The organism is Mesorhizobium sp. M7A.F.Ca.CA.001.04.2.1 (assembly GCF_003998485.1).
Taxonomy (GTDB): domain Bacteria; phylum Pseudomonadota; class Alphaproteobacteria; order Rhizobiales; family Rhizobiaceae; genus Mesorhizobium; species Mesorhizobium ciceri.
In genome coordinates, this window is record NZ_RZQT01000006.1 from 27,501 (window position 1) to 46,833 (window position 19,333).

The 19,333-nt window shown below is 63.4% G+C and carries 14 protein-coding genes (1 of these 14 running past the window's edge); 3 read left to right on the plus strand and 11 right to left on the minus strand.

Annotated features, from left to right (window positions below; genetic code table 11):
- Positions 1-155 carry the 5' end (the start) of a hypothetical protein gene (locus EN955_RS03510; RefSeq protein WP_050580470.1) on the minus strand. Its footprint begins 190 nt before the window's first position, so only the first 155 of its 345 coding nucleotides appear in the window; it begins with the start codon at positions 153-155; its stop codon lies beyond the left edge, outside the window.
- Positions 156-399: 244 nt separating this feature from the next.
- Between EN955_RS03510 and EN955_RS03515 the strand changes: the two genes are divergently transcribed.
- Positions 400-2,367 (plus strand): M23 family metallopeptidase, encoded by a 1,968-nt coding sequence (locus EN955_RS03515; RefSeq protein WP_024503803.1) that lies wholly within the window; start codon positions 400-402, stop codon positions 2,365-2,367.
- A 6-nt stretch (positions 2,368-2,373) separates the two neighbouring features.
- On the opposite strand, the gene EN955_RS03520 is transcribed toward EN955_RS03515, so the two are convergent.
- Complete coding sequence (locus tag EN955_RS03520) at positions 2,374-3,933, minus strand: MFS transporter (RefSeq protein WP_024503802.1); 1,560 nt, start codon at positions 3,931-3,933, stop codon at positions 2,374-2,376.
- 151 nt (positions 3,934-4,084) lie between these two features.
- Here EN955_RS03520 and EN955_RS03525 point away from each other — a divergent pair, with 151 nt between their 5' ends.
- Positions 4,085-4,717: a TMEM175 family protein gene (locus EN955_RS03525; RefSeq protein ID WP_024503801.1), complete on the plus strand. Its 633-nt coding sequence runs from the start codon at positions 4,085-4,087 to the stop codon at positions 4,715-4,717.
- Here EN955_RS03525 and EN955_RS03530 read toward each other — a convergent pair.
- The 8 genes from EN955_RS03530 to EN955_RS03565 form a co-directional block, all read right to left on the minus strand.
- On the minus strand, positions 4,691-6,196 hold the full coding sequence (locus tag EN955_RS03530) for a L,D-transpeptidase family protein (RefSeq protein WP_024503800.1): 1,506 nt from the start codon (positions 6,194-6,196) through the stop codon (positions 4,691-4,693). The genes EN955_RS03525 and EN955_RS03530 overlap by 27 nt on opposite strands.
- Positions 6,197-6,346: 150 nt before the next feature.
- On the minus strand, positions 6,347-6,712 hold the full coding sequence (locus EN955_RS03535; RefSeq protein WP_013529465.1) for an MmcQ/YjbR family DNA-binding protein: 366 nt from the start codon (positions 6,710-6,712) through the stop codon (positions 6,347-6,349).
- Between the two features lie 59 nt (positions 6,713-6,771).
- Entirely contained in the window at positions 6,772-9,378 is a 2,607-nt protein-coding gene (gene clpB / locus EN955_RS03540) for an ATP-dependent chaperone ClpB (protein WP_013529464.1), read from the minus strand.
- A 219-nt stretch (positions 9,379-9,597) separates the two neighbouring features.
- Positions 9,598-10,542: a DUF4167 domain-containing protein gene (locus tag EN955_RS03545; protein ID WP_024503799.1), complete on the minus strand. Its 945-nt coding sequence runs from the start codon at positions 10,540-10,542 to the stop codon at positions 9,598-9,600.
- Between the two features lie 303 nt (positions 10,543-10,845).
- A complete protein-coding gene (prmC, locus tag EN955_RS03550; RefSeq protein ID WP_024503798.1) occupies positions 10,846-11,718 on the minus strand; it encodes a peptide chain release factor N(5)-glutamine methyltransferase in 873 nt (290 codons plus the stop codon).
- Positions 11,711-12,790 (minus strand): peptide chain release factor 1, encoded by a 1,080-nt coding sequence (gene prfA / locus EN955_RS03555; RefSeq protein WP_013529461.1) that lies wholly within the window; start codon positions 12,788-12,790, stop codon positions 11,711-11,713. The genes prmC and prfA overlap by 8 nt, the downstream gene beginning before the upstream one ends.
- A gap of 10 nt (positions 12,791-12,800) precedes the next feature.
- On the minus strand, positions 12,801-15,071 hold the full coding sequence (gene ptsP, locus EN955_RS03560) for a phosphoenolpyruvate--protein phosphotransferase (protein WP_024503797.1): 2,271 nt from the start codon (positions 15,069-15,071) through the stop codon (positions 12,801-12,803).
- An 83-nt stretch (positions 15,072-15,154) separates the two neighbouring features.
- On the minus strand, positions 15,155-16,408 hold the full coding sequence (locus EN955_RS03565) for an aspartate kinase (RefSeq protein ID WP_024503796.1): 1,254 nt from the start codon (positions 16,406-16,408) through the stop codon (positions 15,155-15,157).
- A gap of 258 nt (positions 16,409-16,666) precedes the next feature.
- Between EN955_RS03565 and EN955_RS03570 the strand changes: the two genes are divergently transcribed.
- On the plus strand, positions 16,667-18,523 hold the full coding sequence (locus tag EN955_RS03570) for a CHASE3 domain-containing protein (RefSeq protein ID WP_024503795.1): 1,857 nt from the start codon (positions 16,667-16,669) through the stop codon (positions 18,521-18,523).
- Here EN955_RS03570 and EN955_RS03575 read toward each other — a convergent pair.
- Positions 18,456-19,157, minus strand: a complete 702-nt coding sequence (locus EN955_RS03575; RefSeq protein WP_245265339.1) for a putative glycolipid-binding domain-containing protein — start codon at positions 19,155-19,157, stop codon at positions 18,456-18,458. The two genes, EN955_RS03570 and EN955_RS03575, sit on opposite strands and share 68 nt — an antisense overlap.
- Positions 19,158-19,333: the final 176 nt, after the last annotated feature.

Sequence of the window (19,333 nt, forward strand, 5' to 3'; positions counted from 1 at the left end):
AACACACATCGAGAATGTTTTTGAACTTTTTGCGACAGAAATTTCGGACCCGATCTGTCGATAGCCAACTGCCCCAGGGGAACGCTGGCAACATGCGTGGCACGGCCAGGAAGGAGCCCTATTGCCGCCGCATTGCCGTTCGACACCAAAGCCATCGAATGTGGGCGCCGCCGATCGAGCAGCGCCTCTCTTAGGAGCCCTCCTATATAGGAGTGTGCGATGGGCCTTGCGGAGAAGGTACACCGCCCCGCCTGGTAGAGTGCTCTATAGGAGAAGTGCCTGGGGGCAATTCGGTCGGAGCCTGGCGCTTCGTTGACTTCACCTGCCATGACAGGCAAATGTCACGGCCACAACAAAAGCGACAAGCCGTTCCGCCCGGGGAAGAAGCAGCCTTTCTGGATGCCAGACACGGAAGATGTCATAGCCGAACTCGGCAATGAGCCGCCGCTGATCGCGGATGGCCGCAGCGGCCCGCCCGACCGGCGCGAGGTTTCTGCACGCTGGCTGTCGGGAACATTTCTCACTGGCGTGACCTCGAGCGTGTTGATGGGCGTGGCGCTGTTCGCCGCTCTTGACGGCCGCCAGCAGCTGGCCACCCCACCCGAGATCGCCGAGTTGATCAGCCTTGCCGGCAACGGAGATTCCGGCGAAGTCGCCAAGACGACCAGGCTGGTGGCGCCGCGTCAGATCGCAAAGGCCAAGGACCGCCGCCGCATGGAAGTGTCGATGGTCACCAAGGTTGGCGACCGCGACGTCATCCACACCATGCCTTTCGTGCAGATCAAGATGGCCCTTGCCGCCGGCCACACCACCAGCCGCGCCTACCCCCCCTTCGACCCGATGCAAGTGTTCGGCGACGACGGCGACGACAATGCCCAGCCGGTGACGGCTTCGGCCGCTTCCGGCCAGATCTACGGCGCCAAGGTCGAAAGCGAGATGAGCCTGAAGACCGTCGATTTTCCGATCGACACGGCTTCCTTCGACGAAAAGAGCGACCTCTCCGCCGACGAGGTGGAAAAAGTGGTGCGCGAGGCCGGCACCGACCTCAGCGACGGCGCCGTGCAGGTCGCTTCGCTCCACTATGTCGATCCGCAGCGATTCGGCGAAGCATTTGCCGAGAGCATGGCCGGCTCCTACGACGTCAAGATCGTGCCGGAAAACGTCTCGGTGGCGCCGCGAGCCACCGTTGACGACCAGGCGCCGGCTTTCGCCGAGGAAATCATCCCCTTCACCAAGGATCTCGACGTCACCGAGGCTTTTGCTGATTCGGGCTACACAGGGGAAGACGCCACCGGAATGGCCGAAGCCATAGCCAAGTTGCTCAATGCGACGGCGCTCAAGGCTGGAACCGTGCTACGCGTCGGCCTCGAGGTTCACGGCGATGCCGCTAAGGTCGTGCGCACCAGCGTCTACGACCGGACCCAGCACATCGTCACCATCGCGCTCAACGATCGCGGCCAGTATGTGCCGGCGCAGGAACCGGATCCGAACCCCGAATTGCTGACGGCCTTCGATGATTCGTCGGCGCCGGTGGTGGTGCGCGGCAACCTACCCAACGTCTATGACGGCATCTACCGCGCCGCCTACTCCTACGGCATGTCCAAGGCGATGACGCAGCGGTTGATCAAGCTGCTGGCGTCCGATGTCGACTTCCAGTCTCGCCTCAGCCCCGCCGACCGCATCGAAGTCCTGTTCTCGCAGCCCGACGGCGACGATCAGACCTCGGACAGCTCCGAGCTTCTCTACGTCTCGGCGACGTTCGGCGGCCAGACCCGCAACTTCTACCGCTTCCAGATGCAGGACGGCGGTACCGACTATTTCGATGAGGACGGTTCGAGCGCCGAGCAGTTCCTGTTGCGCAATCCCCTGCCCGCCGGGAAATTCCGCTCCGGGTTCGGCGCCCGCAGGCATCCGATCCTCGGCTATGTCCGCATGCACACCGGCGTCGACTGGGCAGCCCCCATCGGCACGCCGATCATCGCCGCCGGCAACGGCACGGTCGAGAAGGTCGGCTGGGCCGGCGGTTACGGCAAGCAGATCATCATCCGCCACGCCAATGGCTACGAAACCTCATACAATCACCAGAGCGCCTTTGCCAAAGGCATCGAACCGGGCGTGCACGTCCGCCAGGGCCAGACCATCGGCTTCCTCGGCCAAACCGGCCTCGCCACCGGCCCGCATCTTCACTACGAGCTGATCGTCAACGGCACCAAGGTCGATCCGATGCGTGTCCGCCTGCCGGTCGGCAAGGTGCTGAAGGGCGATGACCTCGTCGCCTTCAAGCGCGAACGCGAACGCATCGACGAACTGTTGAAGCAGGAAGACAGCGATTCGCTGAAGGTTGCGAGCGCCAAGATCGACGGTTGATCGGCTTCAGCCTGGCGTATCTTCGGCCCGTCGCGGCCATGGCAATCGGTCACCGGGAATGGTCGTCCATGCGATGACAGCCGCAAGCAGGCAAAGCAGCGCGGTCACCGAAGAAACCGCGGCAAACGCGGCGTCGCTGGCGGCGAGCCTTGTCGCATCGATGGCCGGGGCAAGCCCGGCTGGCGCCGGTTCACCAAATCCCGGGATGCCGGACGTTGCGCTCGCGTCCAGTGCATTCGCGTAGACCCACGCGGCAAGCGAGCCCATCGCCGCCACCGCGATCAGACCGCCGATGCGTGAGACGGCATTGTTGATGCCGGAGGCCGCCCCCGTGTCCTTGTCCTCCACCGCCGTCATGATCGCGGTCGACAAGGGCGACACGACCAGAGCCATGCCGAGCCCCATCAGCCCCATCAGCGGGAATGTTCCCGTCCAGAAATTGTGGATGCCGGCGTAGGTGAGCAAGGCCAGCCCGGCAAACGCAAAAGCCACGACCAGGCTGCCGCAGGCGATCGGAAAACGCGGTCCGATCCGGTCCGACAGCTTGCCGACAGGTCCCGACAAAAGCGCGATCGATGCCGACAAGGGCAGGAAGATGAAGCCGACCTCGGCCGTGCTCAGCCCCCAGCCGGCGATCAGCAGCATTGGCAGATAGAAAAGGTTGGCCGACAGCGCAAAATAGAGGAAGAACGTCGCCACATTGGCGCCGGCGAAAGCACCGACGCGAAACAGGCTGAGGTCGATCATCGGCTCGCCCTGCCGAAGCTCGAAGACGATGAAGACAGCCAGCAATACGACGCCGGCGGCAATGCTCGGCCCTGCCATGAGGCCCTCGCCGCTGGCGCTCATCGAGGTCAGCCCATAGGCAAGCGCACCGAAAGCCAATGTCGCGAGCGCTGCACCGCCGAGATCCAGGCTGCGTTTCTCCGTCGGCGCATCGGCCGGAACCTTGGCCAGCAGAAGCCAGATCGAAATCAAGCCCAGCGGCAGGTTGATGGCGAAGATCGCCCGCCAGATGCCGTCACCGAAGGCCGACAGCACGAAGCCGCCGAACACCGGGCCAAGTGCCGTGGTCAGCGCCGAAGCCGCCGCCCAGATGCCGATCGCGCGGCCGCGTTCTTTCTTCGGGTAGGCCTTGGCGATGATGGCGAGGCTGCCAGGCACCATGATTGCCGCACCGATGCCCTGCAACGCGCGAAATGCGATCAGCACAATTGCATTCGGCGCCAGCGCACAGGCAAGCGAAGCGAGGATGAACAGCGCAATGCCGGCCACGAAGGCGCGGCGCAGACCGAATCGGTCGCCGGCACCGCCCCCGGCCAGGATCAGCGCCGACAGCGTCAATGCATAGGCATTGGAAATCCACTGCGCCTCGGCAAGGCTTGCGCCGAGATTGACGCGGATCGCTGGTGTAGCGATGGCCAGGATGGAGCCGTCTATGAAGCCAAGCGCCGAGGCCAGAATTGCCGCGACCAGCACAAATCGTCGCCGCGACTGCGGACAAAACGTTCCATTCGTGACCGGATTGGTCAGCGGGACGGCGGCGGCTTCACTTGGTGAATGCATGAAACCTTGCTTAAACCCCCAGCGCACCGGCAACAACCAGCCAGTGGCTTGCTGTCGCTGAAACCAGCCGTTTGGCCAGGGTCGCACCCTGTCAGATGCAAATGGCGGCAACCATGCTAAGTTTCCGGAAGGTGCCGATGGGGAAACATCGATGAAGCGGCCACTTGAAGCATCGGCTGAGGGACGCGGCCGTATCGTCGGGATCACCGATGGCGTATTCGCCATCGCGCTCACCCTGATCGTTCTCGAAATCAGGGTGCCGGCGCACGAGGCGATCCATTCCGAACGCGAGCTGCTCGCCGCGATCGCCGACCTGGCGCCGCGTTTCCTGACCTACGCCTTGAGCTTCCTGACGCTGACCATCTTCTGGTTTGGCCAGCAGGCGCAGCATGGTCTGATCGCCAAATCCGATCGACGGCTTGCCACGCTGAACCTTTGCTTTCTCGCCTTCATCGCCTTGCTGCCCTTCTCGACCGATCTTCTGGCCGACTTCCTCGAGTTCAGAACCGCGGTGCTGGTCTACTGGCTCAATCTGCTGGCGCTCGGCGTCACGCTGTTCGCGAGCTGGCGTTATGCGGAGAAAAGCGGCTTCGTAGCAGAGGATGTCGATGCGGAAACCAAACGCACGGTCTATCTGCGCATCATCAAGGCACAGATCCTGTGGGCGGTCGGCGCCGCACTCTCGCTTGTCAGTCCCTTGCTCGGCGTCGGCTTCATCCTGGTCGTGCAGTTGGTCTATGCCGCCGCGCTTCGCGGTTCACTGCTGCGCAAGGTTATCGGCTGAGGGCCCGCCGACAAACTCCACCGTCACGCCCGGCGAAACCAATTTGGCCAGCTCCCGCGCATCCCAGTTGGTCAGGCGTACGCAGCCATGGCTCTCGGTCTTGCCGATCTTCGACGGATCGGGCGTGCCGTGGATGCCGTAGGTCGGCTTATCCAGGGCGATCCAGACCGAACCGACGGGACCGTTCGGGCCCGGCGGAATGGTCAGGACCTTGTCGTTTTGACCCTGCTTGAAATTGATGCTGGGATTGTAGGTGTAGTTCGGATCGAGCGCCACGCGCGACACCGTGTGTATGCCGGACGGTGACGGCGTATCCGACGAGCCGATGGTTGCGGGATAGGCGGCGACCAGTTTGCCGCCGGCGTCATAGGCGAAAACCTCTTTCTTGTCCTTGTCGGCGACGATACGCGCCACCGGTGTCGAAACCAGCCTGCCGAAATTGGCGACCTTGATGATCGTGCCGGGACGATTGAAATCGACCTCCGGGTTGAGCGCCTTGAGATAATTCTCGTCCATGTGAAAGCGCTCCGCGAGCGCCTCGGTCACCGACGTATAACCCATGCGGTCGAGTTGCGCCTTCTGGCTGTAGTCTTCCGGGATCGACGCGACATAGGGACCGGCCGCGTCCTCCGCTGTGATCGTGTAGTTGGCGAAGGCATCGCCGCCGGATTGCGCAAGTGCCGCCTGGATGGCGACCGCGTCGGTCGATCGCAGATTGGCGCCGGTGATCTGGTTGTAGGCGGCGAGCGCCTTGTCGACATTCGAACCGAAACGCCCGTCGATGACGCCAGGCGAAGCGCCACCCCGGTCGAGCAGCACCTGAAGGGCGGCGACATCCTGGCGCGCTCCCAGCGAAAGTGCCGGGGCAACGGTGGTCTTGTCGCCGGCCTTTGGCGGCAGAGCCGCCTGATCGGCGGGTGTCTCCGGCTGGGCAGGGTCTATCGAGGCCTCGTTCAGCGGCTGGCGCTTGATTGTACCCGGCTTAGCCGGCTGCGGCGCGTCGGGATAATTGTCGTCGTAATTGCCATCGTCCTGCGGCGCCGGCGGGTAGGCTTCGACGGAATTGTCCCCATAGGGATCGTACTCATCCACCGGCGGCGGGATAACGCGGCCTTCCTCTTCCAACTGCTTGCGCCGGAACCGCGCCATGTCTTCCGGATCGTCGAGATAGTAGCGGTCGTCGCCTTCGGGGGCGCGGCCCAGTTCGCGCAGTCGTGTCTCGCGGCGCAAGGCGCGGCGGTCGAGCCGGGTCTGCGGCGGCTGGATGGCGATGACCTTGCCGGTATCGGCATCGACGATCACGCGGTTGCCCCTGGCGTCGTAGTAGATGTCGAGATTACCGTCCTGGGCGACAAGGATGCCCCCGGTATCGGCAGCGCGGACAACCCTTGGCGCATTGTCCGTCGTCGGCGCGGCGAACGCCCCGGAAGACACAAGCCCGGCGGCTAGCGCCGAGAGGGCAAAGATCGTGCGGAACATGGTGGCCAAATTCTCCGGTCCGTAAATTTGCCGCCGCCGGCATTGTCTTCTGGCGAACCCCTTCGCCAGCAAACCAGTTACACCATCCTATGGTTCCAACATGAACCGGGCATGAAGATGGCGGTTTTCCGGCGCCTCAAGGAATATAGGCTAGCTTTCGGCAAGTCCCAATTCCTTGCGCGCCTGCCTGGTAAGCTTCAGGGCGACAAGGCGATGGCTCTCGCGCAGATAGTCCTTCAGCGCGGCATCATCCATGCTCTGGCTTGTCCGACGCTGGATCCATGTCATGCCGCGCGAAGCAAGATACGGTGCGGGCCGTAGCCCCGGCTGTTCCTTGAGCACATCATAGGCGATATCGGAACATTTGAAGGTGACGAAGAGCTGCTGGCCATCGTCCCAGCCGCCGATCGCGAAGACCTTGGCCCCCACCTTCCAAACATGGGCGCCACCCCACTGGACGACATGGGTCGTCGAAGGCAGCGAGTCGCAGAAGCTGTTGTAGTCGTCCAGTGTCATCCCCGCCCCACGTTTTATATGAAAACGCCGCGCGTCCAGGAAGGACGCGCGGCGCAGGATCAGGCTGCCGCTTCCGCCGCGACGATCGTCGGTTTGGAGCGGAAATTCAGCCGGTCGGAACCGGCTGTCACCTTGACGGTCGAGCCGTCGAGGATGTCGCCGAGCAGGATCTTCTCCGCCAGTGGGTCCTGCAATTCCTTCTGCATCACCCGCTTCAGCGGCCGCGCGCCATAGGCCGGGTCGTAGCCCTTGGCCGCCAGCCAATCCACCGCCTCCTGGTCCAGCGATAGCGTGATCTTGCGGTCGACAAGCAGGCTCTCGAGCCGCTTGAGCTGGATCTCGACGATGCGGCCCATATCCTGCCGGCGCAGCCGGTGGAACAGGATCACCTCATCGACGCGGTTGAGGAACTCCGGCCGGAACGATGCCCTGACGACGTTCATCACCTCGTCGCGCACCAGATCGACATCTTGGTCCTCGGTGAGGTTGACGAGATATTCGGCGCCGAGGTTCGACGTCATGATGATCAGCGTGTTGCGGAAGTCGACCGTGCGGCCCTGGCCGTCGGTCAGACGGCCGTCGTCGAGCACCTGCAAAAGCACGTTGAACACATCCGGATGCGCCTTCTCGATCTCGTCGAACAGCACGACCTGATAGGGCCTGCGCCGCACCGCTTCGGTCAGCGCGCCGCCTTCCTCATAGCCGACATAGCCGGGAGGCGCGCCGATCAGCCGGGCGACCGAGTGCTTTTCCATGAACTCCGACATATCGATGCGCACCATGGCGCTCTCGTCGTCGAACAGAAAGCTCGCCAGCGCCTTGGTCAGCTCGGTCTTGCCGACCCCCGTCGGTCCGAGGAACATGAACGAGCCGATCGGCCGGTTCGGATCCTGCAGGCCCGCGCGGGCGCGCCGCACCGCTTTCGACACAGCTTGCACCGCCTCGCCCTGGCCAACGACGCGCTTGCCGATCTCGTCTTCCATGCGCAGCAGCTTGTCGCGCTCGCCCTGCAGCATCTTGTCGACCGGAATGCCGGTCCAGCGCGAGACGATATGGGCGACGTGGTCGGGGGTAACCACCTCTTCGACCATGCCGGCTTTGCCGTCCTGGGCCTCGGCCTCCTTCAGCTTCTTTTCCAGTTCCGGAATCTTGCCATAGGCAAGCTCGCCGGCGCGCTGGAATTCACCCTTGCGCTGGGCAATGGCAAGGTCGTTGCGCGCCTCGTCGAGCTGCTTCTTCAGGTCGGCGGCGAGCCCGAGCTTCTGCTTCTCGGCCTGCCACTTGGCGGTGATCTCGGTCGATTCCTCCTCAAGGCCGACGAGTTCCTTTTCCAGGCGGGCGAGCCGGTCCTTCGAAGCATCGTCCGTCTCGACCTTCAGCGCCTCGCGCTCGATCTTGAGCTGCATGATGCGGCGATCGATCTCGTCCAGCGCCTCGGGCTTGGAATCGACCTGCATGCGCAGCCGCGATGCGGCTTCGTCGACCAGGTCGATCGCCTTGTCCGGCAGGAAGCGATCGGCGATGTAGCGGTTGGACAGCGTCGCCGCCGCCACCAGCGCTGAATCCGAAATGCGCACCTTGTGGTGCTGCTCGTATTTCTCCTTCAGGCCGCGCAGGATCGAAACGGTGTCTTCCACCGTCGGCTCGTCGACGAAAACCGGCTGGAAGCGCCGGGCAAGGGCTGCATCCTTCTCGACATGCTTGCGATACTCGTCGAGCGTGGTGGCGCCGACGCAGTGCAGCTCGCCGCGCGCCAGCGCCGGCTTCAGCAGGTTGGACGCATCCATGGCGCCATCCGCCTTGCCGGCGCCGACCAGCGTGTGCATCTCGTCGATGAACAGGATGATGTTGCCGCTGGCCGAGGTGACTTCGGAGAGCACGGCCTTCAGCCGCTCCTCGAACTCGCCGCGATATTTGGCGCCGGCAATCAGCGCGCCCATGTCGAGCGCCATCAGCTGCTTGTCCTTCAGCGATTCCGGTACGTCGCCATTGACGATGCGCAGTGCCAGGCCTTCGGCGATCGCCGTCTTGCCGACGCCGGGTTCGCCGATCAGCACCGGATTGTTCTTGGTGCGGCGCGACAGCACCTGGATGGTGCGGCGGATCTCGTCGTCACGGCCGATCACGGGGTCCAGCTTGCCGGCACGGGCATCCGCAGTCAGGTCGCGCGCGTATTTCTTCAGCGCGTCGTAGCCCTGTTCGGCACTCGCCGAATCGGCGGTGCGGCCCTTGCGGACATCGTTGATGACCTGGTTGAGCGCCTGCGCGGTGACGCCGGCCTTGGCCAGTATGTCGGCGGTCTTGGCCGACTTTTCCATGGCGAGCGCCTGCAAGAGCCGCTCGACCGTGACAAAACTGTCGCCGGCTTTCTTGGCCAGTTCCTCGGCGGTCGAAAACACTTTCGCCAGCGGCTGGGCCAGATAGAGCTGGCCATTGCCGCCCTCGACCTTGGGCATCGCTTCGAGCGCCGTCTCGACGCCAAGCTTGACGTCGCGGACGTTGCCGCCGGCGCGTTCGATCAGCGACGCGGCCAAGCCCTCGTCGTCGTCGACGAGCACTTTCAGGATATGTTCAGGGGTGAATTGCTGGTGGTTGCGGGAAAGCGCCATGGTCTGCGCGGACTGGATAAAGCCGCGCACGCGCTCTGAGTATTTCTCAAGGTTCATATCTGTCTCCTTCCATCACCGGCCCGCTTTGCGGCACCGGATCCGATTGCGGTGACGGACCCGCTCATTCGAGCCGGGTCCAGTTGAGGCTGATATGGTGCACAGGCGCTGAACCCTCAAGACGTCCCGATATCGGCAACCACATAATATTGCACGGCCGCCCAAACGAAAACGGCGGAGATTTCTCTCCGCCGCTCAATGCCTTGAAATGCCGTTGGGTCAGTTATCGATATCGACATTGACCGGTTGGGCGTTGCCGCTGTCGGCCGGGGCCGCAGCCACCTCGCCGGCGTCGGTCCCGGAACTGGCATTGTCACTACCGCCATCAACCTGATCGGCGTTGACGCGCGGGCGGCGCGGACGACGCGGACGACGGGCAGCACCGCTTTCGGCGGCCGCCTCGTTGAGTTCGGCCTGGGCGGCAAGACCTGCCGGGGAAAGGTTCTCGAACGACGGAGCCGGTTCGGCCGGCGCCACAGATTCGGTCGGCGAAACGGCTTCGCCCTGGACCGGGATCTCGTTGCCCTGGGGCTGACCACCTTGCTCGGCGGACGATGAAAAGTCGCGCTGGCCGTTCTGGCCATAGCCGCCATTGGGGCGGCGATCACGATGGCGCCCGCCATTGTTGTCGCGGCCGCCATTGTTGCGCCCGCCATTGTTATCGCGGGCCTCGCGGCCACCTTCCCGGTTCAGCGCGACCTCGGCCGGCGTACCTTCGATAACCGGCTGCGGGCCGGCGCCATGGTTGACCACCGGGATCTGGACGTCGGAAGCAGCGTTGCTGTTGTTGCCGCTATTGTCGAAATCGTCGCGGTCCTCATCGCCATCATCGTCGAAATCATCGCGATTCTGCTGCGTGTTCTGGATCGGCATCTGCGCCTGTGCGGCCGCAATGATGCGATTGTAATGCTCGGCGTGCTGGAGATAGTTCTCCGCCATGACCCGGTCGCCGGAGCTGTGTGAATCACGGGCAAGGGTGGCGTATTTTTCGGCGATCTGCTGAGCCGAACCCCGGATCTTCACGTCCGGGCCATTGCTCTCGTAGTTGCGCGTCAGGGGATTAGGCCCCTTGCGGTTGTTGTTGTTATTGTTGTTATTGTTACCACCGCCGCCGCCATTGTTGTTGCGACCGCGCATGCGCCTGTTCTGCTGTTGTGGCCTCATCAAACTCTCTTCATTTTGAAATTTTCGAAAAACTCTTCACGAACGGAGGCGCTCATGCAGCCAGCCGTTTCGTCTCTTCACCGGCGTTCGCCCGCATCGATTGCGTTGGCGCCACGTGTCATCCTGTTCCGGTTACATCACTTGCCGGACGATTCCCGCACGAAGCTTGGGCATCGTTTGCGCAAGAAGGCAGCTATTTCCAAGGAAAACCGAATCGCTAAGAGCACTGCCTGCTTCGTCTCATCCGGTTAAGGCGACCCTAGCCGCATTCCCCGGCATTGCCAAGCGCTTTTTTGCACTGCGTCAAGGCTTTATCCTTTCAAAGACAATAACCCTGTCGTTTCCACCGAGGTCACGGAAAACACTGCCCGGCACGTAGCCGGCTGCAGTGAATATCTCGCAGACCTCGTTGCGTTGCGTATGGCCGATCTCGACCGCAATTCTGCCTTCAATTTCCAAAAACCTTGCCGCTTCCGCAGCGATGGTTCTGTAGGGGTTCAGACCGTCCGCGCCGCCATCCAGGGCTAGGCGCGGGTCGAAATTGCGGACTTCGTCCTGCAGATTTCCAATGTCTTCGGAAGATATATAGGGAGGGTTTGCGACAATTACATGGTACCGGCCGGAAACTTTTTCGAACCAGTCCGACTGCAGCCCCGTGAACCGGCCCGCAAGGCCCAGTTGCCCGGCATTGCGGGCCGCCGTCGCCAGCGCACCCGCGGACAGATCGACGCCGGTGGCATTAGCCGTCGGCACGACGCTGAGCAGCGCCAGCGCAATGGCGCCGGTGCCGGTGCCAAGATCGAGGATGCGACACTCGCCTTCCTGCGTCGCAACCGCCTTGACGAAGGGCAATATCGCCTCGACCAGCGTTTCGGTATCCGGCCGCGGTTCCAGCGTTTCCGGCGACAGCGACAGGCGCAAACCGTAGAATTCACGATAGCCGAGGATGCGATGCACAGGTTCGCCGCCGGCGCGGCGTCTCAACGCGGCATCGATTTCGGCAACAGCGCCGGCGCCGACCCTGCGTTCGGGGTCCGCAATGGCTTGCGTGCGCGTCGTGCCCGAAAAATGCTCGACGATCAGCCTCGCATCGAGCGCCGGGTCGTCGACGGTGCTGCCGAGCCGAGCCCGCGCTTCCCGCAGCAGCGGCCCGAGCGCGTTGGGCAGGTCAGTCATCGATGCCGATGTCGGCGAGCAGCTTGGACTGATGATCGGCGATCAGCGCGTTGATGATCTCGTCGAGTTCGCCCATCATCACCCGGTCGAGCTTGTAGAGCGTCAAATTGATGCGATGGTCGGTGACGCGCCCTTGCGGGAAATTATAGGTGCGGATGCGTTCCGAGCGGTCACCGGAGCCGACCTGTGACTTGCGCGATTCGGAGCGCTCCTCGTCAGCCTTGCCGCGTTCGAGATCATAGAGGCGGGCGCGCAGGATCTGCATCGCCTTGGCGCGGTTCTGGTGCTGCGATTTCTCAGCCTGCACGACCATGATGCCGGTCGGCAGATGGGTGATGCGGACCGCCGAATCGGTGGTGTTGACGTGCTGGCCGCCCGAACCCGAGGCGCGCATCGTGTCGATGCGGATATCTTCGGCCCTGATGTCGATGTCGACCTCTTCGGCTTCGGGCAGCACCGCGACGGTTGCCGCCGACGTGTGGATGCGCCCGCTGGCCTCGGTCGCCGGCACGCGCTGTACGCGGTGCACGCCGGATTCGAATTTCAGATGCGCAAAGACGCCCTTGCCCGACACCGTGGCGATGATTTCCTTGTAGCCGCCGGCGTCGCCATCGCTGGCCGAGGCGGTCTCGAAACGCCAGCCGCGTTCGGCGGCGTAGCGTTCGTACATGCGAAACAGGTCGCCGGCGAAAAGCGCGGCCTCATCGCCGCCGGTGCCGGCGCGGATTTCGAGAATGGCGTTCTTGTCGTCGGCGGCATCCCTGGGCAACAGCAGGATCTGAATGTCCTTCTGCAGCGCCTCGATGCGGTCTTCGACCCCTGGCAGCTCGGCCTCGGCCAGCGCCCGCATCTCGGCGTCGGTGCCCCTGTCGGCAAGCATGGCTTCGAGGTCGGCCTGTTCATGCTCGGCCGCGCGCAGCGCCCTGACCTTGGCCACCATGTCCTGGATTTCGGCATATTCGGACGCCATCCGCACATAGGCGTCCGGCGCCGGGCCGGCCGACATCTGCGCTTCGAGCATCTCGAAACGCTTGACGACTTGATCCATACGATCGCGGGGCAAATTGACCATGATGAGGCTGCTATAACGGGATCGAACGGTCGTCGGCAAAGGCCTGCAGCAGCGCCCGCATCGGCAGGCCCTGTGCCGGAGCCATCAGATTGTCGTCGAAAAACGCCTTCAATTCGTCCAGCGGCAGTTCCGTCAGCATCGCCTTGACCGGCCCGATCGAGGCCGGCGACATCGAGATCGAGCGGAAACCAAGGCCGATCAACGCCATCGCCGAGATCGGCTTGCCGGCGAGTTCGCCGCACAGCGTCACCGGCGTGTGATTGCGGACGCCGGCATCGGCGATCTGCTTGAGGACGCGCAAGAAGGGTGCCGACAGCGTGTCGAAGCGGTTGGCCAGTTGCGTGTTGCCGCGGTCGACGGCCATGACGAACTGGAACAAATCGTTCGAACCGACCGAGACGAAATCGACCGCTTTCATCAATTCATCGAGTTGGAACAGCAGCGATGGCACTTCAAGCATCGCCCCCAGCTTCAGGCTGGTCGGCAAATGATGGGCAAAGCGCGACAAATGCCGCACCTCGCGGTCGATGATCTCGCGTGCCTGGGCGATCTCGCCGAGTTCGGTCACCATCGGCAGCATCAGCTTCAGCTCACGCCCGCCGCTGGCCTTGAGCAAAGCGCGTATCTGGGTGCGTAGCAGGCCCGGCCGGTCGAGCGTCAGGCGGATCGCCCGCCAGCCAAGCGCCGGGTTCTCTTCCTGGATCGCGCCCTTGAAATAGGGCAGCACCTTGTCGCCGCCAATGTCGATGGTGCGGAAGGTGACGGGCTTGCCGCGCGCCGCTTCGAGCACGTCGCGGTAGAGCTTTTCCTGGGCCTCGGCCCGGGGAAAGGTGGAAGCGACCATGAATTGCAATTCGGTGCGGAACAGACCGATGCCGGCCGCGCCCGCTTCGGCAAGCTGCGGCAGGTCGACGGCGAGACCGGCATTCATCAGCAAATCGACCTGTACACCATCCCTGGTCGTCGACGGCTTCTTGCGCAGTTCGCGGTAGACCTCTTGCCGGCGCGCCCTGAAACGCACTTTTTCGGCATAAGCGGCCTCGAGATCTGGCTGCGGCCGCAAATGGATCACGCCCTCCTCGCCGTCGACGATGATGGCATCGCCGTTTTCCGCCATGGAAACAGCGCCCTTCATCTGGCCGGCGACGGGGATGCCCATGGCACGCGCGACGATGACGACGTGGCTGGTCGCTGCACCGTCCTCGAGCACCAGCCCGCGCATCTTGTCGCGGGGATAATCGAGCAGTTCGGCAGCCCCCATCGAACGGGCGACGATGATGGCGTCCTTAGGCAGCGATGCCGCGACATCTTCCGGCCCGCGCCCCATCAGCTGGCGTAGCAGGCGGTTGGCGAGGTCGTCGAAATCGCTCATCCGCTCGCGCAGATAGGGATCGGTCATGTGCAGCATGCGGGCGCGCATGTCGCTCTGCACCTTTTCCACCGCGGCTTCCGCCGTCAGGCCGTTGCGGATCGCCTCTTCCAGCCGTCGCACCCAGCCGCGATCGTTGGCGAACATGCGATAGGCTTCCAGCACCTGGCGATGCTCGCCCTCGAAGGCGACGTCGCGGCGTTCCAGCATGTCGTCGATGGACAGCCTGAGCGAGCTGAGTGAGGTCTCCAACCGGCGAACCTCTTCCTCGCTGTCCTCGTTGAACAGATTGGTGACGACGATGCGCGGCTCGTGCAGCACGACATGGCCAAGCCCGACACCTTCATTGAAGGACAGGCCGGTGAAGCTGACAGGACGGCGCAGATCGAGTTCGAGGCCGGGCCGGGTCAGCCGCACCAGATCGCCGGTGGCGATCATCTCGGCGATCACCATCGCCGTGGTTTCCAGCGCCTCGACCTCGTCGTCGCGGTAGTGGCGCATGGTCTTGTTCTGCACCACCAGCACGCCCAGCGTGCGCCCTGCCCGCAGCACCGGCACGCCCAGGAACGAGTTGTAGATCTCTTCCCCGGTCTCCGGCAGGTAGGCGAAGGCAGGGTGTTCCTGCGCATTGGACAGGTTGAGCGGCCGCGCGCTGGCGGCGATCGTGCCGACCAGGCCTTGGCCCAGCCGCAACTGCGCCAAATGGACGGCGTTCGGGTTCAGACCTTCGGTGGCGTAGAGTTCGAGCACCGAATCGGCACGCAGCACATAGAGCGAGCAGACTTCCGCGACCATGTTTGAGGCGATGTCGCGCACAATCCGGTCAAGCCGCTCCTGCGGCTCCAGCGGCTCCTGCATGAGCTCGCGGAGCCGTTTGAGCAAAACGCGCGGGCCACTGGCCTGATCACGCATCGCGGCTTGTTCTCCAATGGGCATTCTGCCCGCCGCAGTTTCCACCGCGACCGGCGCACACGCAACAACTCAAATCGTTCTCGCTACTGCTTATCCAGACCGTAGACGGAATGCAAAGTACGAACCGCAAGTTCCGTATAGGGGCCGTCGATCAGGATCGAAATCTTGATCTCCGAGGTCGTGATGGCGCGGATGTTGATCGATTTGTCGGCCAGCGCCTTGAAAGCGGTGGCGGCGACGCCGGCATGGCTCCTCATGCCGATGCCGATGACCGAAACCTTCGACATGCCGGCTTCCGACTGCACGACATCGTAGCCGATAGAGGCCTTGAGGCGTTCAAGCACGGCCAGCGCCTTGTCGACATCGCCCGACGGCACGGTAAAGGTCATGTCGGTGAACTTGCCGTCCTCGGAAATGTTCTGGACGATCATGTCGACATTGATGTTGGCCTCGGCCAGCGGCCCGAAGATGCCGGCGGCAACGCCCGGCCGGTCGCCGACCCGGCGCAGTGAAATCTGCGCTTCGTCCTTGGCGTAGGCAATTCCGGTGACGACCTGCTGTTCCACGATCTCTTCCTCGTCGCAAATGAGCGTTCCGGGCGGATTGAACAAATCCCCCATTCCGGGCGCGTCGGGATCGTCGAAGGACGACCGCACGAAGGTACGCACCCTGTGCACCATGGCAAGCTCGACCGAACGCACCTGCAGAACCTTGGCGCCGAGCGAGGCCATTTCAAGCATTTCCTCGAACGAGATCTTGGCCAGCCGCCGCGCCTTGGGCTCGATGCGTGGATCGGTGGTGTAGACCCCGTCGACATCGGTGTAGATGTCACAGCGATCGGCTTTGACCGCCGCAGCGATGGCGACAGCACTGGTGTCGGAGCCGCCGCGGCCGAGCGTGGCAATACGATTGTCCGGGCCGATGCCCTGGAACCCGGCAATCACCGCCACCTGGCCCTCGCCGAAGCGCTTGATCAGGAACGCACCGTCAATGTCGAGGATGCGCGCCGCCCCATGCGCATTATCGGTCTTGATCGGGATCTGCCAGCCCTGCCAGGAGCGGGCGTGCACGCCCATGTTCTGCAAAGTGATGGCCAGCAGGCCGGCCGTGACCTGCTCGCCGGAAGCGACGACCGCATCATATTCGCGTGCGTCATGCATCGGCGAGGCCTCACGCGTCCAGCCGACCAGTTCGTTGGTCTTCCCGGCCATCGCCGAAACGACCACCGCCACCTCATGGCCGGCGTCGACCTCGCGTTTGACGTGACGCGCCACGTTGCGGATGCGGGCGATGTCGGCGACGGAGGTTCCGCCGAATTTCATCACGATGCGCGCCATGGGAGCGAAATGCCTTTGCCTGAAGCCGGATCCCAGCCAAAAGCCGGAATCCCGAAAAGCGGAAGGCCGGCTGACGCCGGCCGCTGAATGCGCGGCCTCCTTAGCCAAATGACGAAGGTTTCGCAAGGCTGGCGGCCAATTGCCGGCTCCAGAAGCCGGCATATTGCCTTCCGCCCCGGCGCCGCCTACGAAATGCTGCCTGCGGGGAATTCTTTTGGTTCGGCATAGCAGATGATGATTGCTCGGTTTCGACGTGCCATGCGATGGCAATCGCTCCCGCTTGTCGCAGGCTTTGCGGTGCTGGCGCTTATTGTCGGCAGCCGTGCCATGCTGGTCGAGGAACAGCGGGCCAACCGCGCCGCCGCGCGCGAGGCAATCGAATATCAGCAATTGCTTTCGGGTCTGCTTTCTCTGGCACAGGAAGCCGAGAACGGCCAGCGTGGCTACCTGCTGACCGGCGAGAAATCCTATCTCGAACCCTATCGGAGCGCTGTCGGCGCCATTCCGGGGCAACTTGCCCGTATCGACAGCTTGACCGCCCCCGACGACCAGTTCGTCCAGCCGATCAACCACATCAAGGACGCGCTTTCGCAAAAGCAGGCTGAACTGGCCGAGACGATTGCCCTGTACGACCAGGGCAATGCGACGAAAGCGCTGGATCTGATTCGCAGCGGCCAGGGCAAGGCAGTCATGGACGAAATCCGAACCAGCATGGATACGGTCCGACGCATCAGCGCCGCAGCCGTCGCCGCGCGCGACGCGCATACCGACCAGGTCGAGACCTGGCTACGCATCGGTTCGGTGGCGGCACTGCTGGCGATCTTCCTGCTTGCCGGCTACGCGATCAGGGAATCGCGCCGCCGCTTCCTTGAGGTGGTCGTCGCCCAGGAGGAGTTGGTGCGCAAGAACGTCGCGCTCGGCAGTGAGATCGAGACACGTGAAAAGGCAGAATCCCAGATCCGCCAGATGCACAAGATGGAGGCGGTCGGCCAGCTTACAGGCGGCATCGCCCACGACTTCAACAACATGCTGGCGGTGATCATCAGCGCCATGAACCTCGCCCAGCGCAAGCTGGCGCGCGGCGAGCACGACATCGCACAATTCATCGACGCGGCGATCGATGCCGCGACCCGTGCCGCCAATCTGACGGCCCGGCTGCTCGCCTTCTCGCGTCAGCAGCCGCTGGCGCCGCAGATCGTCGACGCCAACCGCCTGCTGACCGGGATGTCCGACCTGATCCGGCGGGCACTCGGCGAAACCATACGCATCGAAACGGTGCTGGCGGGAGGCTTGTGGAAAACCCATGCCGACCCGAGCCAGATCGAGAACGCCGTTCTCAACCTGGCTGTCAACGCCCGCGACGCCATGGGCGATGACGGCAAGCTGACCATCGAGACCGCCAACAGCCATCTCGACGACAGCTACGCCGCCGCCCATGCCGAAGTCGCGGCCGGCCAGTATGTGATGATCGCCGTCAGCGATACCGGTTCGGGCATGACCCCCGATGTCATGGCCAAGGCCTTCGAACCCTTCTTCACCACCAAGCCGGTCAACAAGGGCACCGGCCTTGGATTGAGCCAGGTGTTCGGCTTCGTCAAACAGTCGGGCGGCCACGTCAACATCTATTCCGAGCCCGGCGAAGGCACGACAATCAAGATCTACTTGCCGCGGTATTTCGGCGCCGAAGAGCCGGCCGTGCCCACCGGGCGCGGCGACAACCCCGCCGCACCGGTCGCCGAAACGATCCTTGTCGTCGAGGATGATGCCCGCGTGCGGGTCTCCACCGTCGAGGCCATACGCGAACTCGGATACACCGTCATTGATGCCGCGAGTGGCGAGGAAGCGTTGCAGAAACTGGCGGAGAACCCGAAGGTCGCTCTGCTGTTCACCGACATCGTCATGCCCGTCATGAACGGCCGCAAGCTGGCGGAAGAGGCCGTTGCCCGCATGCCGCTGCTGAAGGTGATCTTCACCACCGGCTTCACCAGGAACGCCGTGGTCCACAACGGCGTGCTCGACCACGACGTGCATTTCCTCGCCAAGCCCTTCACCATTGAGCAACTGGCGGCGAAACTGCGTGACGTGCTCGGCACGACGCAAGTCGCAGCGGACTGATCACAATCGCTTCAGCCTGACGCAGCCGCGCTTCTCCACAGGCCGGGATAGTCGCAACGAAGCCGTGCGGCGAGACATTGAGGGTCTCGTCATAGCCGAACACCGGCGCGGCATAGGCATAGCGAACCGTGTCGAGACGCCGATAGGTCTGATCGAGGCGCACCAGGCTCAGTTCAGGGAAAGTCAGGTAGGCAGCCGGGGCAGGCGACGCTTCGCCGATCCCGAGGCCATACCGGCGGATCGCCAGCAGGTTCGATGCCGGTGTGAAGCCAAGATCGACGTCGACAAGACCGTCGACACCCTGCTGGACTTCGCCGTTCAGCGTCCACTGGCCGTTGAAATCGCGTTCGATCGCATAGTGCAGCTGGCGCGTGCCGAGAAAGCCTTCGACAAGCGCCGCCCGTGTGTGCCAGCCGGCATCGCAATCCACCTCGTAGGCGAGGCAGCACGGCTTGCCGTCCTGGATGAAGATGGCTTGTCCCTTGAGGCTGTGCCCGCCATCGGTCTGCGCAAGCAGACAGGCATCATGCCCCTCCACGTCCAGCCGATGCCAGAGGATCGAAGCCGTCATTGCTGTCATCGTCACCTCCTTCGAGTTCAAAACGATGATGTGTTCCTTCGCCCGCCAGGCCAATTGTGTTTCACCGCGGCGCACTCCAGCTGACATGCCCTGACAGAATCCAACTCCCTGCCGGCAGAGGAAAATTGTTGCCTTGACATTCGCGGCCTCACGCCCGACTTCCTAGCGCATGACCCCGAAATCGAAGTCGATTTCGGAAAGGATCATGCGCAGAATCTAAAGTGCTACAG

What these genes read in the sequence shown, in the direction of transcription:
- EN955_RS03515 (WP_024503803.1), top strand. Translation starts at nt 400, where the DNA reads ATGCCAGACACGGAAGATGTCATAGCCGAACTCGGCAATGAGCCGCCG.
- EN955_RS03520 (WP_024503802.1), bottom strand. Translation starts at nt 3,933, where the DNA reads ATGCATTCACCAAGTGAAGCCGCCGCCGTCCCGCTGACCAATCCGGTC.
- EN955_RS03525 (WP_024503801.1), top strand. Translation starts at nt 4,085, where the DNA reads ATGAAGCGGCCACTTGAAGCATCGGCTGAGGGACGCGGCCGTATCGTC.
- EN955_RS03530 (WP_024503800.1), bottom strand. Translation starts at nt 6,196, where the DNA reads ATGTTCCGCACGATCTTTGCCCTCTCGGCGCTAGCCGCCGGGCTTGTG.
- EN955_RS03535 (WP_013529465.1), bottom strand. Translation starts at nt 6,712, where the DNA reads ATGACACTGGACGACTACAACAGCTTCTGCGACTCGCTGCCTTCGACG.
- clpB (WP_013529464.1), bottom strand. Translation starts at nt 9,378, where the DNA reads ATGAACCTTGAGAAATACTCAGAGCGCGTGCGCGGCTTTATCCAGTCC.
- EN955_RS03545 (WP_024503799.1), bottom strand. Translation starts at nt 10,542, where the DNA reads ATGAGGCCACAACAGCAGAACAGGCGCATGCGCGGTCGCAACAACAAT.
- prmC (WP_024503798.1), bottom strand. Translation starts at nt 11,718, where the DNA reads ATGACTGACCTGCCCAACGCGCTCGGGCCGCTGCTGCGGGAAGCGCGG.
- prfA (WP_013529461.1), bottom strand. Translation starts at nt 12,790, where the DNA reads ATGGTCAATTTGCCCCGCGATCGTATGGATCAAGTCGTCAAGCGTTTC.
- ptsP (WP_024503797.1), bottom strand. Translation starts at nt 15,071, where the DNA reads ATGCGTGATCAGGCCAGTGGCCCGCGCGTTTTGCTCAAACGGCTCCGC.
- EN955_RS03565 (WP_024503796.1), bottom strand. Translation starts at nt 16,408, where the DNA reads ATGGCGCGCATCGTGATGAAATTCGGCGGAACCTCCGTCGCCGACATC.
- EN955_RS03570 (WP_024503795.1), top strand. Translation starts at nt 16,667, where the DNA reads ATGCGATGGCAATCGCTCCCGCTTGTCGCAGGCTTTGCGGTGCTGGCG.